The sequence below is a fragment of the Cellulosimicrobium sp. 4261 genome, assembly GCF_040546915.1.
In the GTDB taxonomy this organism is placed as follows: Bacteria; Actinomycetota; Actinomycetes; order Actinomycetales; family Cellulomonadaceae; genus Cellulosimicrobium; species Cellulosimicrobium cinnabarinum.
This window is the reverse complement of sequence record NZ_JBEPOQ010000004.1, coordinates 190,527-204,444: the sequence shown is the minus strand read 5'-3', so window position 1 is coordinate 204,444 and position 13,918 is coordinate 190,527. Positions and strand designations below refer to the sequence as shown.

At 75.9% G+C, this 13,918-nt stretch carries 13 protein-coding genes; 5 read left to right on the top strand and 8 right to left on the bottom strand.

Going from position 1 to position 13,918, the window contains the following annotated elements:
- The first annotated feature begins 208 nt into the window (after positions 1-208).
- Complete coding sequence (locus tag ABIE39_RS07265; protein WP_354051079.1) at positions 209-1,999, top strand: M28 family peptidase; 1,791 nt, start codon at positions 209-211, stop codon at positions 1,997-1,999.
- Positions 2,000-2,109: 110 nt separating this feature from the next.
- A complete protein-coding gene (locus ABIE39_RS07260) occupies positions 2,110-3,243 on the top strand; it encodes a hypothetical protein (RefSeq protein ID WP_354051077.1) in 1,134 nt (377 codons plus the stop codon).
- Between the two features lie 3 nt (positions 3,244-3,246).
- Here ABIE39_RS07260 and ABIE39_RS07255 read toward each other — a convergent pair whose 3' ends face one another.
- The 6 genes from ABIE39_RS07255 to ABIE39_RS07230 form a co-directional block, all read right to left on the bottom strand.
- On the bottom strand, positions 3,247-3,930 hold the full coding sequence (locus tag ABIE39_RS07255) for an SDR family oxidoreductase (protein WP_209828810.1): 684 nt from the start codon (positions 3,928-3,930) through the stop codon (positions 3,247-3,249).
- Positions 3,931-4,015: 85 nt separating this feature from the next.
- Entirely contained in the window at positions 4,016-4,465 is a 450-nt protein-coding gene (locus ABIE39_RS07250; protein ID WP_354051075.1) for a PASTA domain-containing protein, read from the bottom strand.
- Between the two features lie 267 nt (positions 4,466-4,732).
- Complete coding sequence (locus ABIE39_RS07245; RefSeq protein ID WP_354051073.1) at positions 4,733-6,049, bottom strand: NAD(P)/FAD-dependent oxidoreductase; 1,317 nt, start codon at positions 6,047-6,049, stop codon at positions 4,733-4,735.
- Between the two features lie 256 nt (positions 6,050-6,305).
- A complete protein-coding gene (locus ABIE39_RS07240) occupies positions 6,306-8,099 on the bottom strand; it encodes an AMP-binding protein (protein WP_175010105.1) in 1,794 nt (597 codons plus the stop codon).
- A gap of 266 nt (positions 8,100-8,365) precedes the next feature.
- Positions 8,366-8,653, bottom strand: coding sequence for a hypothetical protein (locus tag ABIE39_RS07235; protein WP_209828803.1), 288 nt, complete (start codon positions 8,651-8,653; stop codon positions 8,366-8,368).
- A gap of 3 nt (positions 8,654-8,656) precedes the next feature.
- Entirely contained in the window at positions 8,657-9,289 is a 633-nt protein-coding gene (locus ABIE39_RS07230; RefSeq protein WP_354051071.1) for a class I SAM-dependent methyltransferase, read from the bottom strand.
- A 37-nt stretch (positions 9,290-9,326) separates the two neighbouring features.
- Between ABIE39_RS07230 and ABIE39_RS07225 the strand changes: the two genes are divergently transcribed.
- Together ABIE39_RS07225 and ABIE39_RS07220 are read left to right on the top strand one after the other, a co-directional pair.
- Entirely contained in the window at positions 9,327-10,778 is a 1,452-nt protein-coding gene (locus ABIE39_RS07225; protein WP_354051069.1) for an FGGY family carbohydrate kinase, read from the top strand.
- A 33-nt stretch (positions 10,779-10,811) separates the two neighbouring features.
- The gene (locus ABIE39_RS07220) at positions 10,812-11,552 is read left to right on the top strand and encodes an MOSC domain-containing protein (RefSeq protein WP_083384614.1); all 741 of its coding nucleotides are present in this window, start codon (positions 10,812-10,814) and stop codon (positions 11,550-11,552) included.
- A 3-nt stretch (positions 11,553-11,555) separates the two neighbouring features.
- On the opposite strand, the gene ABIE39_RS07215 is transcribed toward ABIE39_RS07220, so the two are convergent.
- A complete protein-coding gene (locus tag ABIE39_RS07215; RefSeq protein WP_108047013.1) occupies positions 11,556-12,113 on the bottom strand; it encodes a PH domain-containing protein in 558 nt (185 codons plus the stop codon).
- A 22-nt stretch (positions 12,114-12,135) separates the two neighbouring features.
- Positions 12,136-12,783: a histidine phosphatase family protein gene (locus ABIE39_RS07210; protein ID WP_354051067.1), complete on the bottom strand. Its 648-nt coding sequence runs from the start codon at positions 12,781-12,783 to the stop codon at positions 12,136-12,138.
- Between the two features lie 478 nt (positions 12,784-13,261).
- Between ABIE39_RS07210 and ABIE39_RS07205 the strand changes: the two genes are divergently transcribed.
- Entirely contained in the window at positions 13,262-13,888 is a 627-nt protein-coding gene (locus tag ABIE39_RS07205; RefSeq protein WP_209828796.1) for a DinB family protein, read from the top strand.
- The last annotated feature ends 30 nt before the right edge of the window (positions 13,889-13,918 follow it).

Here is a 13,918-nt window from a genome sequence, read left to right as displayed (position 1 = left end):
CGTCCCACCCCGTCGCCACGGCGTTCACCACGGCCGTTACGGTCGTGTGAACTCCTCACGCTCCTGCCGCCCGGGGGTTCCGCGCACGGCCCGGGAGGCATACGCTCGCGAGCACACGAGCCTCCGCAGCGTCGCGTCTCGTGTGCGACTCGGCCGCACCCCGACACGACCGGGGGTGGTCCGCGGGGGCCACTGTCGAGGAGGATGCGTGAGACCACGAACGATCGTCCCGTCCGCAGCGGTAGCGGGCCTCGTGCTCGCGGCGCTGACCGCAGTTCCCGTCGGCGCCGAGCCTCTCGGCGCCGCGTCCGGCACGGCCGCCGGCAGCCTGCGGGCCGCCGCCGGCCCGCCCCCGCTCGAGGACCTCGTCACCGGCGACGCGGTCATGCAGCGGCTCCAGGACTTCCAGGACATCGCGGACGCCAACGGCGGCAACCGCGCGCTGGAGACGCCCGGCTACGAGGCGAGCGCCGTCTACGTCGAGGACGCCTTGCGGGCCGCGGGCTACGAGCCCGAGCGCCAGTACTTCACCTTCGAGGACCTCGAGATCGACGAGCTGTCCCTCACGGCGGCGGGCGTCGAGGTGACGTCGGACGTCTACCCGGCCGAGTTCGCCCCCGACACCCCGGACGACGGCGTCACCGGCCCGATCGTGCAGCCCGCCGACGCGCTCGTCCAGGGCTGCACCGCGGACACGTGGGACGGGGTCGCCGTGAGCGGCGCGGTCGCGCTGATCAGTCGCGGCTCGTGCCCGTTCGCCGACAAGGCGCTCTACGCGGCGCAGGCCGGCGCGGCGGCCGTGATCCTGTACAACAACACCGACGGGGCACTGAGCCCGACGCTCGGCGCCGAGAACGACGCGTGGGTCCCGACGGTCGGCATCACGCAGGCCGCGGGCCAGGAGATCCTCGCCGCGATCGCGGGCGGCGCGGAGCCGGTCGCGACCTACGACCTGCAGACCCACGTCGAGGAGTTCGAGACGTTCAACGTGCTCGCCCAGACGTCGGGCGGGCGCGACCACAACGTCGTCATGGTCGGCGCGCACCTCGACGGCGTCGAGGACGGCCCGGGCATCAACGACAACGGCTCCGGCTCCGCCGCGATCCTCGAGGTCGCGGTCCAGCTCGCGGCCGCGACCGACGGCGGCCAGGACGTCGAGAACGCGGTCCGGTTCGCGTGGTGGGGCGCCGAGGAGGTCGGCCTGCGCGGCTCGACCCACTACGTGAGCGACCTCGCCGCGAACGACCCTGCGGCGCTCGACGACATCGCGACGTACCTCAACTTCGACATGGTCGGCTCGCCGAACTACATCATCGGCGTGTACGACGCGAACGAGTCGACGTACCCCGCCCCGGTCGAGGTCCCGCCGGGCTCGGCCGAGACGGAGGCTGTCTTCACCGACTACTTCGACGGCATCGACCAGCCGTGGGTCGACACCGAGTTCTCCGGTCGCTCCGACTACCAGGCGTTCATCGAGAACGGCGTCCCGGCGTCGGGCCTGTTCACCGGCGCCGACGGCTCGAAGACGGCCGAGGAGGTCGCGATGTTCGGCGGCACCGAGGGCATCTTCTACGACCCGAACTACCACTCGCCCGCCGACACGATCGACAACGTCGACGCGACCGCGCTCGACATCATGTCGCGCGCGATCGGGCACGCGGTGGCGGCGCTGTCGGAGGACACGTTCGCGATCAACGGCGTCGGCAACCCGCGCATCGACGCCGTCGAGGCCGAGGCGCGGTGCCTCGACGGCACGGCGTACGTGGCCGTGCGTGGCGCCAACGGGGAGGACGCCCTCGCGGACGTCCGGCTCATCACGCCGTTCGGCGAGAAGAAGTTCAGCGCCCTCGCTCCGGACAAGAACGCGTACCAGTCGTTCAGCACGCGCGCGTCGTCCGTCGCGGCGGGCACCGCGACGGTCGCGGCCTACCAGTGGCGCGGCGGCGACCCGGTGTACCAGCGGTACGACGTGTCGTACGACGCGATCGACTGCGGCTGACGCAGCCGGGTCGACCTGACGGGTGGGGCCGTCCTCGACGGAGGGCGGCCCCGCCCGGTCTACGCTGGCCCGCGGTGCGCCGTCGGTGGCGCGACGGACAGGGGGGTCACGTGGCGAAGGAACCGTTCCTCACGACGACGGACGACGAGCCGGGAGAGGGTCCCGACCTGCCCGGCACGACGTCGGGCGACGACCGCGGCACGCTCGCGCGGCTGCTCGGCGAGAGACGCCTCCTGCGCGTCCCGGCGCTGCCGCGACCCACGCTCCCGCGACCCACGCTCCCGCGACCCTCGTTCTCGCTGCCCGGCGCGCTCCCCGGCCGTCGTGCGCGGCGCGACGACGGCGACCCGGCGCCCGAGGCGGTCTCCGAACCGGTTCTCGACGCCGCGCTGGAGGACGCGCTCGTCGAGGCGCTCGCGGACGACGCTGCCGTGGCCGACGGCGCCGACGGTGGCCCGCTCGACGCCGCCGCGGACGACGGCGGGTTCGACGAGGTCGTCGCGGAGTGGGTGCGGCGCGCGATCGCCGCCTACCCTCGCCCGTCGTACCCGCTCGAGCGCGAGTGGGACGTGTCGGTCCAGGGGGTCGTGCGGCTCGTCCCGTACGTGCCACGGTTCGCGACGGCGCCGCTCGCGCTGCTCGACCGGTTCGGTGCCGTGACGGTCGGCCCCGAACGCGTGGGCCTCGACGGCAAGGACGTCGACTGGGACCGCGTGGTCGAGGTCCGCACGGCGCCCGCGTGGACGTGCCTGTCGGCCGAGGCGCTGGAGGTGAACCTCGCGCAGTACGTCGTGGCGCTGCCCCCGCTGCCCGGCCGCGCGTGGGTGCTGGGCAAGATCAGCGAGCTCCTGCTCTCGCTCTACCTCGCCGTGCTGCCGCCGGACGCGGACGGTGAGGACGTCCTCGCCGACGCGCACGCGCTCGTCGGCGCGTCCGGCGGCTCGGACGTGGCCGACGCGGACGCGCCACCGGACCGGATGTTCGACCGCGTGGTCACCGAGGTCGTCTACCGGCGGCGGTTCGGGACGGGCGAGGCGCAGGCGAGCACGACGTCGGTCCTGCTCCAGCTCGCGCTGCGCGGCGCGACGGACACGATCGTCCGGACGGCCGCGGAGCGCGGGGTCGACGTCGTGCACGTGAAGGCCGAGGAGACGAGCATCGGGTCGGTCGTGGCGCGTGCGGCGACGTGGCGCCGTGCGGCGCTCGACCTGCGCGAGCGGGTGGGCCGGCGCCTCGGGCGCTGACGGCTATCGGTCGAGCGCCTCGAGGACCGGGGTGTCGCCCGCGGTGAAGCGGATGAAGCGCCCGACGGTCGACGGCGTGCGCAGCGCCTGGGCGACCACCATCGCGACGTCCGCGCGCGAGACGCGCGAGGCCGCGCCGTCGGGCACGTCGTCCGCGCCGTCGAGGCCGTCCGGGCCGTCGCCGACGACGCGGATCGCCCCGGTCGGGTCGTCGTCGGTGAGCGTGCCCGGGCCGAGGACGGTCCAGTCGAGGTCGGTGGCGCGCAGGTGGTCGTCGGCGGCGAGCTTCGCGTCGGCGTAGGCGAAGAAGCTCGAGTCCGGGTCGACGCCGTGGTCGGGCACCGACCCGATCCACGACACCATGACGTAGCGCGGCACCCCGGCCGTGGCGGCGGCGTCCATGGTGCGGCCGGCGGCGTCGCGGTCGACGGCGTACGTCCGTTCCGGGCTCCCGCCGCCGGCACCTGCCGACCACACGACGGCGTCGAACCCGTCGAGCGCGGCGGCGATCTCCTCGGTCGAGGCGTGCTCGACGTCGAGCAGGAGCGGCTCGCCGCCCAGCCGGCGGACGAGCGGGAGCTGTTCCTCGGCGCGCACGATCCCCGTGACGGTCGCGTCGTGGTCGACGAGGATCGGGACGAGCAGCCGGCCCACCTTGCCGTGGGCACCGACGAGGGCGATCTTCATGCGGCGGACTCCTGTCTGTGGAGGGTGAGAGTCCACCGTCCTCCGCCGCCGTCCGCGCCGCCACCCGAGGCCGGTCAGGAGCGCGTCACGGGCACTGCTTCGCGTTCGGTGCGGCGTCGAGCGTCACGGTCTGCGACGCGCGGACGAGGTCCCCGCCCGCCGGGTCCTGCGCGCACACGGTCCAGCCGTTGGCCGCACCGGGCAGGGCGCCGGCCCGCGCGTCGCGCGCGTCCACGACGACGACCGTCACCGCGCCGCGCTTCTCCAGGTCGGCGCGCGCCTGCTTGAGCCGCGTCTCGACGAGGTTGGGCATGGAGAACGCCGGCTCGATCTCGACCGAGACCTCGACGCCGTCCGACATGCCCGGGCCGCCGGGACCGCCGGTCGGCTCTTCGGTCGGGTCCGGCGTCGGCTCGACGGTCGGCTCGGAGGTGGGGGTCGTCGTCGGCTGCGACGTGGGCGACGGCGACGGGTTCCCCGGCAGCCCGTCCACGCGGCACCCGGCGAGCGCGGTCACGGCCACGACGGCGAGCACGACCGCTCGTGCGCGTCGCGGTGCTCGCACGGCCCGCGGCCGCGCGCCGTCGCGCGTGCCGTCGTCGTGCTTCCTGCTGTGCGTCCGGCCCGTCGTCGACGACGGAGCCGGGATACGTGCTACCACCACACTGCCCCCGGTTGCCCCCTGAAACTGCTTGCGCACTCGAGGGTACGCGACGGGCGCACGGTGCGCGGCCCGAGAGCCGGCACGCGACCGGAGACCTCGCGAGCGAGCCGTCGCCCGGCGCGGGGCGCTGTCGTCGTCTCAGGGGCGCCCGGGGCCGGTGCGCTTCGGCGGGCGCACGGTCGGCACGTCGCCGACGATCGGGATCGGCCGCCGGTGGAACGGGAAGCCGTAGCGCGTGACCAGGCCCGCGAGCGTCGTCAGGCGGTTGCGCGGCCCGATGAGGCCCATGATGTGGACGAACAGCCACGCGAGCCACGCGACGCCGCGCGTGAGCCGCAGCCTCCCGACGACCTCGGCGATGGCCGCGCGTCGGCCGATGACCGCCATGGTGCCCTTGTCGAAGTACCGCAGGGACGTCGTCGGGCGCCCGGCGAGCAGCGCCTCGATGTTGCGCGCGACCTGCTCGCCCGCCTGGATCGCGGGCTGCGCGAGCTGCGGCAGCCCGGCGGGCGAGATCGCGATGTCGCCCGCCGCGAACACGCCCGGCAGGCCCTCGACCTGGAGGTCGTCGCCGACGACGACGCGCCCGCCCTCGCCGCGCGGCAGTCCCCAGTCGTCGACCTCCTCGTGCGGGTGGACGCCCGCCGACCACACCGTGAGGTCGGAGCGGATGCGCGTGCCGTCGGTGAGGACGACGGCGTCGGGCAGCACCTCGGCGACCCCGGCGCCCAGGTGCAGGCCGACGCCGCGGCGGCGCAGCTCCTCCGCCGCGTACCGGCGCAGCCTCGGGTGGAACGACTTGAGCACCTCGCCGCCGCGCTGGACGATCTTCACCTCGAACGCGTCGCCGTGGATCTCCGGGTATGCGGGTCGCAGGCCCGCGGTGCGGAGCTCCGCGAGCGCCCCGGCGACCTCGACGCCCGTCGCGCCGCCGCCGACGACGACGACCCGCAGGCCCTCGTCCTTGCCGGGGTTCGCCGCCGCCTTCTCGAGGCGGATGAAGAGCGTGTCCCGGATCTTCATGGCCTGGGACCGCGAGTACATGGGGAACGAGTTCTCCTTGGCACCGGGGGTGCCGAAGAAGTTGGCCGTGACGCCGTTGGCGACGACGAGGTAGTCGTAGTCGACCCACTCGTCGTTGAGGAGGCGGATGCGGCGCGCCTCGTGGTCGATGCCGACGAGGTGCTCGTGCACGACCCGCACGTTCTTCTGCTTGAGCCGCAGCCCGCGCAGGAAGTAGGTGACGTCGCCCGGGTTCAGGCCGCCCGTCGCGACCTGGTAGAGCAGCGGCTGGAACGTGTTGTAGACGCGACGGTCCACGAGCGTCACGCGCACGGGCGCCTTCGCGAGCCCCTTGACGACGGCGAGCCCGGCGAACCCGGCGCCGACCACCACGACGTGCGGCAAGGGGGCGGCGGCTGCCGGTACGGGGGCAGCGGTGACGGGCTCGGGCACGTGGCCTCCTCGGGGCGACGGGGTGGGAGAGCGCCGGTGCCCGCCCGACTGCGTCGCGGACGTCGCCGACGACGTGTGCCAGGTTACGGCGAACCCCGCCCCCACGCCGAACAGGCGCCCGGCCCCCGAGGGAGAGCCCTGGTCCCGCGAGGTAGAGCCGTGGTCGCTCGAGGTAGAGGCGTGGTCGCGACCATGCCTCTACCTCGGCGGACCGGGGCTCTACCTCGCGCGTTCGGCGTGTGGGTGTGCGTCGTAGTCAGGAGCGGTGGTGCTCGACGTCGTCGCGGCCCAGGAGGTCCTCGCGGACCACGCGGCGCAGCACCTTGCCGATCTGCGAGCGCGGCAGCTCCGGCACGACGGCGAGCGTGCGGGGGAGGGCGTAGCGAGCGAGGCGCTTCTCGCCCCACTCGCGCACGGCGGCGAGATCGACGCGCGGGGGCGAGGCGGCGTCGTCCGCGTCGTCGAGCACGACGACGGCGGCGACGTGCTCGTCGGAGCCGGAACCCGGCACGCCCACGACGGCGACGTCCCGCACGCCGGGCATCCCGCGCAGGTGCTCCTCGACCTGCGACGGGTAGACCTTGAACCCGCCCGTGACGATCATCTCCTTGATGCGGTCGACGAGCGTGACGAGGCCGGCGTCGGGGCCATCCAGGGCCACGCGCACGACGTCGCCCGTGCGGAGCCACCCGTCGTCGAGCAGCTGGTGGGCAGTCTCCTCGGGGCGGTTCCAGTAGCCGCGGAACACCTGCGGGCCGCGCACGAGCAGCTCGCCGCGCACGGTGCGCACGCCGTCGTCGGACGCCTCCGACGGCTCGGCGTCGCGCAGGTCGCCCGCGTCGAGCGCGTCGGCGTCGACGACGCGGATCTCGGTGCTGGGGAACGGGAGCCCGAGGGTGCCGGGGCGGCGGTCGTCGGAGCACGGGTTGCCGAGCGAGACCGGTGACGTCTCGGTCATGCCGTAGCCCTCGATGAGCAGGCCGCCCGTCGCGTCCTCCCAGCGCTGCGCCGTCTCCGCCGTGATGGGCATCGCGCCGGCGAACGCCAGGCGGATCGAGGTGAGGTCGGAGCCCGCGCCCGCGGCGTCGGCCGCGGCGGTGACGATCCGGTCGAACATGGGCGCGACGCCCGGCAGGAACGTCGCGGGCCTCCGTGCCTGGGCGGCGACGAACGCCTGCGGGTCGAACTTGGGGAACGCGACGAGGGTCGCGCCGATGCGCGCGGGGAGCGTGAGGCAGAACGTCAGGCCGAACGCGTGGAAGAACGGCAGCACGCCGTAGACCGTCTCGGCACCCTCCTCGAACGAGGCCCACGCCTGGCCCTGGACGACGTTGGCGACGAGGTTGCGGTGCGTGAGGACCGCGCCCTTCGGGGTGCCGGTCGTGCCGCCGGTGTACTGCAGCAGGGCGACGTCGTCGGCGGCGGGGTGGGGCAGCGCCGGGGGGAGGGCCCGCGCCCGCCGGACGAGGTCGTGCCAGTCGGGCACGCCGGCGGGGAGCGGCGTGCGCAGCGCGTCGCGCTGCGCCCGGGCCCGGGCGACGGGCAGACGCAGGGCGAGGCGGCTGCCGCGCGGCAGGTCGCGCGCGATGTCGAGCCCGACGACGCGGCGCAGCCCGGGCACGTGGGTGCGGGCCTCGAGCACGGCCGGGACCGTCTTGGTCCACACGACCGCGACGCTCGCGCCGGAGTCGGCGAGCTGGTGGGCGAGCTCGTCGGCCGTGTACGTCGGGTTGTGCTCGACCACGACGGCGCCCAGCCGCTCGACCGCGTAGAACGCGACGACGTGCGACGTCGCGTTGGGCAGCACGAGCGCGACACGGTCGCCGCGCCGGACGCCGAGGTCGTGCAGGGCGCTCGCGGCGCGCTCGACCTGCGCCACGAGCTGTGCGTACGTGGTGGTCGCGCCGAAGAAGTCGACCGCGACGCGGTCCGGCCAGCGCTCGGCCGCGCGGTAGAGAGCGGCCGTGACCGGCTCGTCCGGCACCACGACGTCCGTCGGGACGCCGGGTGCGTAGCGGTCGGTCCACGGCCTCGTCGCCAGAGTGTTCACTACGCCACCGTAACCTACGGTTGCGTAGGTTGTGTGCGGCAGGGGTGCCGAGCCGGGGAGAGCGTCGTGGCGCGAGACGTCAGCCCGCGAGGACGCGGTCGAGCGCCGCGCCCCACGGGTCCCCAGTGCGCCTTGCCGCACGGGCACGGGCACGGGGACGGGGAGCGGCAGGCGCGGCGCGAGCACGGCAGCCACCGCCGTTCCTTGAGCTGGAGCTCCGGCGTCGGATCCATGCGCTGCACCCGCACGGCCAGGTCGGCCGTCGCTCAGGCGGGGTGCCAGCGCGCGCCCCAGCGGCGGGTCAGGCGTCCGCCCGACGTCGCCGCGTGGGCGCGCACGCCCGCCTCCACGGCGTCCGCGACGCCGTGCGCGGCCGCGTCCGTGTCGGCGAGGAAGCGCACGGTGACGCGCGCCTCGCCGCGGACGACGCCGACGTCGTACGCCTCGACGGTCGTGAGGGCGCGCGCCGCGGCGGCGGCCGCGGGCAGCACGGCCTCGGGGTCGGCGCCCGGGTGCAGGAGGCCCACGGCCAGGGTCACGCGGTACGACGGCACGGCTCAGGCCGCGCCCGGCCGGGACGCCGCGTCGCTGAGGACCGCCACGAGGAAGTCGGCGTCCGGGGTCCAGGGGCGCAGGTCCCACGTGGCCAGGGCGAGGTCGAGGTGCAGCCCGGCGTCCGTGGCGTCGGCGAGGAACTGCTCGGGCGGGTACCCGCGACCGGTGCCGAAGCCCACGACGGCGCGCCCGCCGGGTGCGAGGTGGGCGCGGAAGCGGCGCAGCACCTCCACCTCGGTGCCCGGCGCGAGGAACGTCACGACGTTGCCCGCGCACACGACGAGGTCGAACGGCTCGGTGACGCCCTCCGCGGGCAGGTCGAGCTCCGCGAGGTCGCCCACGCGCCAGTCGGGTCCCGGGTGGTCGGTCCGCGCGGCGTCGATCAGGACGGGATCGACGTCGACACCCACGACGGCGTGCCCGCGCGCGAACAGCTCGGCGCCCACGCGCCCCGGCCCGCAGCCCGCGTCGAGGACCCGGGAGCCGCGCGGCAGCATGGCGTCGACCAGGCGGGCCTCGCCCGCGAGGTCGGCGCCCCGGGCGGCCATGGCCCGGAAGCGTTCGACGTACCAGGTCGAGTGCGAGGGGTCGGCGGCGGTCTTCTGCTCCCAGCGCGAGGGACGGGCGGTGCTCATGCCGCCGACGCTACCCGGGCGTGGGAGAGTCGGTCCCGTGACCTTGGTCCCCACCACCCTCGGCGTCGACCTCGGGACGAGCGGGCTCAAGCTCGTCCTCCTCGGCCGTGACGGGTCGGTCGTGGCGGAGTCCGAGGCGGCGTACGACGTCGAGCACCCGCGTCCCGGCCGCTCCGAGTCGGCACCGACAGCCTGGACGACGGCGCTCGGCACCGCGCTCGACGACCTCGCCGCCCGCGCGGCCGGGCTCGGGGAGGTCGCGGTGCGCGCGGTCGGCGTCGCGGGCCAGATGCACGCCGCGGTGCTCGTGGACGCGGCGGGGGACGCCGTCGTGCCCGCCGTCCTGTGGACGGACGCGCGCGCGACCGACCGGCTCGACCGCTGGCGCGCGCTGCCCGACGCCGTGCGCGCGCCGCTCGCCAACCCCCTCGTGCCGGGGATGACGGGGCCCGTGCTCGACTGGTTCGCCGCGCACGACCCCGGGGCGCTCGACCGCGCGGCGCACGTGCTGCTGCCGAAGGACGTCGTGCGTGCGTGGCTCGTCGACGACGCCGCCCTCCCCGTCGCGACGACCGACCGGTCCGACGCCGCGGGCACGCTCCTGTGGGACGTGCCCGCGGACGCGTGGGCGGCCGACGTCGTCGCGCACCTCGACCTGCCGGCCCGGCTCCTGCCGGGCGTGGCCCCGTCGGACGCCGTCGCCGGGACCACCGCCCGGCTCGCGCGCTGGTTCCCGGCGAGCGGGACCGCGGTGCCCGTCGTCGTGGGCGGCGGGGACACCCCGGCCGCGCGGCTCGCCGTCGGGGCGCCCGGGCTGCACGTCAACCTCGGCACGGGCGCCCAGGTCATGGCGGCCCTCGACCAGCCGCAGCCCGCGCTCGACCCGGTCGTGCACACCTTCGCGGACACCGGGTCCGGCCCGGCCGCGCGCTGGTACCGCCTCGCGGCCGTGCAGAACGCGGGCCTCGCGCTCGGCTGGGCGCTGCGCGTGCTCGGGCTGGGCTGGTCCGACGGCCTCGCGCTCGCGCGGACCGTGCCCGACGGCGCGGGCGGCGTGACGTTCCTGCCGTTCCTCACGGGGGAGCGCGGCGGGGTCGCCGGTCCCGGCGCGCGCGGCGCGTGGACCGGCCTGCGCGAGGGCACGGGACGGCCCGAGCTCGTGCGCGCCGCCGTCGAGGGGATGGTGTTCGCGGTCGCGGCGGCGGTCGACCTGCTCGAGACGGCGCCCGGCGCGGTCGTCGTGACGGGCGGCGGGTCGCGCGACCCGCTCGTGCGCCGCCTCCTCGCCGACGCGCTCGGCCGGCCCGTCCACCGCGTCGGGCTCCGCAGCGCGACCGCGGTCGGGGCGGCGCTGCTCGCCGCGCGGGGCACGGGCGACCCGGTCGAGCCGGTGGTCGCCACGGACGAGCCGGAGCTGCCGGGCCCGGGCCGGGCGGACGTCGTCGAGCACCTCGCGCGCTGGCGAGAGGCCGCGGCGGCCCTCGGGTGACGCACGCGGGGCCGACCCTGCGAGAATCGGGGGATGTCCACCGCACCAGCCGTGACGACCGGGACCGCGCCCGTCACGGACCTCGCCTCCAGCGCCCCGACGGGCGAGATCCTCGCGGTGTGCCGCGTGCACGCCCTCCTGCCGGACGCGGGGCCCGTCGGCGTCACGGCGATCGACAAGCGGCCCGTCACGGGACCGGTGAAGGTGCGTCGGCTCGGCCTCTACGCGGACCTGCAGGCCGACCGCGCGAACCACGGCGGCGAGGAGCAGGCGGTGTACGCGTACGGGCAGGACGACGCGGACTGGTGGGCCGGCGAGCTCGGCCGCGACGTCCCGCCCGGCCTGTTCGGCGAGAACCTGCGCGTGGAGGGCATCCCGGTCACGGCGGCCGTCGTCGGCGAGCGCTGGGCCGTGGGCACCGCCCTCCTCGAGGTCACCCAGCCGCGCACGCCGTGCTCGACGTTCGCGCGCCGCCTCGGCGAGGACCGGTGGGTCAAGCGGTTCACCGTCGCGAACCGCACCGGTGCGTACCTGCGCGTCGTGCAGCACGGCGAGCTGCGCGCGGGCGACGCGGTGACGGTCTGCTACCGCCCCGAGCACGGGGTGACGCTCGCCGACTGGTTCGGCGCCTGGAACGGGCGCGGCGCGGACCCCGAGCGCGCGGCCGGGCTCGCGCGCCGCCTCCTCGCCGCCCACCTCGAGGGCGACGTGACGCTCACGGACGAGCTGCGCGCCCGCGCCGAGATCGCGGCCGGACGCCGGATCGAGGACTGAGCGTCAGCGCTCCGCGCGGGGGATGCGCGGGCCGCGACGACCGCGGGGCGGTTCGTTCGGCGGCCACTCGCCGTCGTCGGAGCCGTCGTCGGCGGTGAAGAGCAGGTCGTGCAGGCGCACCTGCACGTTCTCGACGTCCGGCACGTCGTGGAGGTTCAGCCCGGGCTTGTCGGTCGCGTCGGAGATGACGAGGGTGCCGCAGCCGAAGATGCGGTCGATCGGGCCCTTCTCGTAGTTGACGTCGTTGATCCGGTAGAGCGGGATGTCGCGGCCGGTGCGCGTGATGATGCCCGAGCGCATGGCGATGCGCTTGTTGGTCACCGTGTACTCGGTGGTGCGCCAGCGCAGCCACGGCACGAACACCCAGACCACCGCCGCGACCAGCGCGACGCCCGCCACGACCCACCGGACCACGTCGTTCGGGACGAGCAGGACCGTGACCACGACGGCGGCGACCAGCACGACCAGCAGCACGAACGGCCAGAACAGCGCCTTGGCGTGCTCCTTGAGCTCCATGACGACGTGCTCGCCCTCGGTGAGGTGCTTCTCGCTCAGTCCCATGGGCAGCATCGTGCCACCCGCACTACCCCTGCGCGGCCAGGTTCCAGCCCTCGACCGTGCGCAGCCCGTGCCCGTAGCCGAGGAGGCAGATCGCCGCGGTGCCGAGCTCGAACCGCGCGCCCAGGGCCGGGTCGAGCCCCAGCCAGACCGTCGCGAGGACGCGCAGCAGGTGGCCGTGCGCGAACAGGACGACGTCGCCGCCGTCCTGGAGCGTCGGCTCGACGCGCCCGAGCACCCGGGCGGCCCGCGCGGCGACCTGGTCGAGCTCCTCGCCGCGGTGCCCGTCGGGCGCCGCGAGGACGTTCACGCCGTCGCGGAACAGCAGCCACTCGCGCCCGAGGTGCTCGCCGACCGCGCCCGAGGTGCGGCCCTCGACAGGCCCGTAGTCCCACTCGGCGAGGTCGTCGTCGGCCTCGGCCGCCGGGAAGCCTGCCAGGTCGGCGGTCCGGCGCGCCCGCTCCCGCGGGCTCGTGAGCACGACGGCGGGCCGCCGTCCCCGCCGGTCGGCCCACCCCTGGAGCCACACGCCCGCCGCGACGGCCTGCTGCTCGCCGGCGACGGTGAGCGGGACGTCCGAGCGGCCCGTGTGACGGCCGGTCGCGCTCCACTCCGTCTCGCCGTGGCGGACGAGCACGAGCTGCGGGTCGGGGGAGGGGGCGGTCGCGGTCACGGGTCGGCCTTCCTGCGTCGGGGTTCCTCAGCAGGATGGCCCCGGCGGGCGGACGACGCGCGGCGACGGACCGGGTCGGCCGGTGCCGGAGGGCCCGGCCGACGGGGGACGGCGGGGGTCAGCCGGGGATGCCGTCGAGGCCGTTGACCGCGAGGAAGACGACGAGCGCGCCGAGCAGGACGACGGCGAAGCCGGTCGCGACGAGCAGGACGGTACGGGGGCGGACGCGCACGAGGACTCCGGGCCTGGGGGACGGTCGGTCCTCCTCATTCTCGCGCAGCGTCGCGGCGGTGCGGTCCGCGGGTACGGCCCGCCCGGGTGGCCCGGGGTGCGGCCGCGGGGGTGCGGCCGCGTTGACACGCCCTGCGGGGCCCGGCAGGGTGGCCGGACGCGTGGTCGGGACGGCCGCGCGGACGACGACGTCGGCGACCGCGCCGCGGCGGGACGCCGACGGTGCCGGTCCGGGGGAGGAACCGCGATGGTGCACGAGACGGCGGACGGACAGACCGCGTACGGCAGCCCGGAGTTCGACTGGTCGATCCTCTCGGTGCCGACGGCGCTCGCCGTCGTGCGGGGGCAGCTCGGCTTCTCGTGGCTCGAGCTGAGCGACCGGCTCGCGACGCTGACGCAGGCGGAGCTCGAGTGGGAGCCGGGCCCGGACGCGCTGCGGGTCGTGCGGCGGGGCGCCGAGCGCGCGCCGCGCACGCTCGGCGCGGGCGAGTGGGTGATGGAGTGGCCGGAAGGCCCGGACTCGCCGCAGCCGCGCACGGTCGCGTGGCTCGTCGCGCACCTCACCGAGGCGTTCTTCGAGCGGTGGGAGTGGACGTTCGGGCCGCACGAGCGGCGCCGGGACGCGGTGACCTTCTCCGGGGAGGTGGGCCCCGCCGTCGCCGGGCTGCGGCGCGAGGTCGACCGCTGGCGCGCGGGCGTCGACGGCCTGCCCGACGACGGGGCGTTCGCGGTCGGGCTCAGCCAGGCGACGGAGATCGACGCGCAGGCGCCGTTCGCCCACCTCGTCGCGCACATGAACCGCGAGCTCGTGCACCACGGGGCCGAGATCATGGTGCTCCAGGACCTGCACCGCGCGGCGCACGGCACCGACTGACCGGGCTGCGGGAATCGCGCGGGCGTCCAG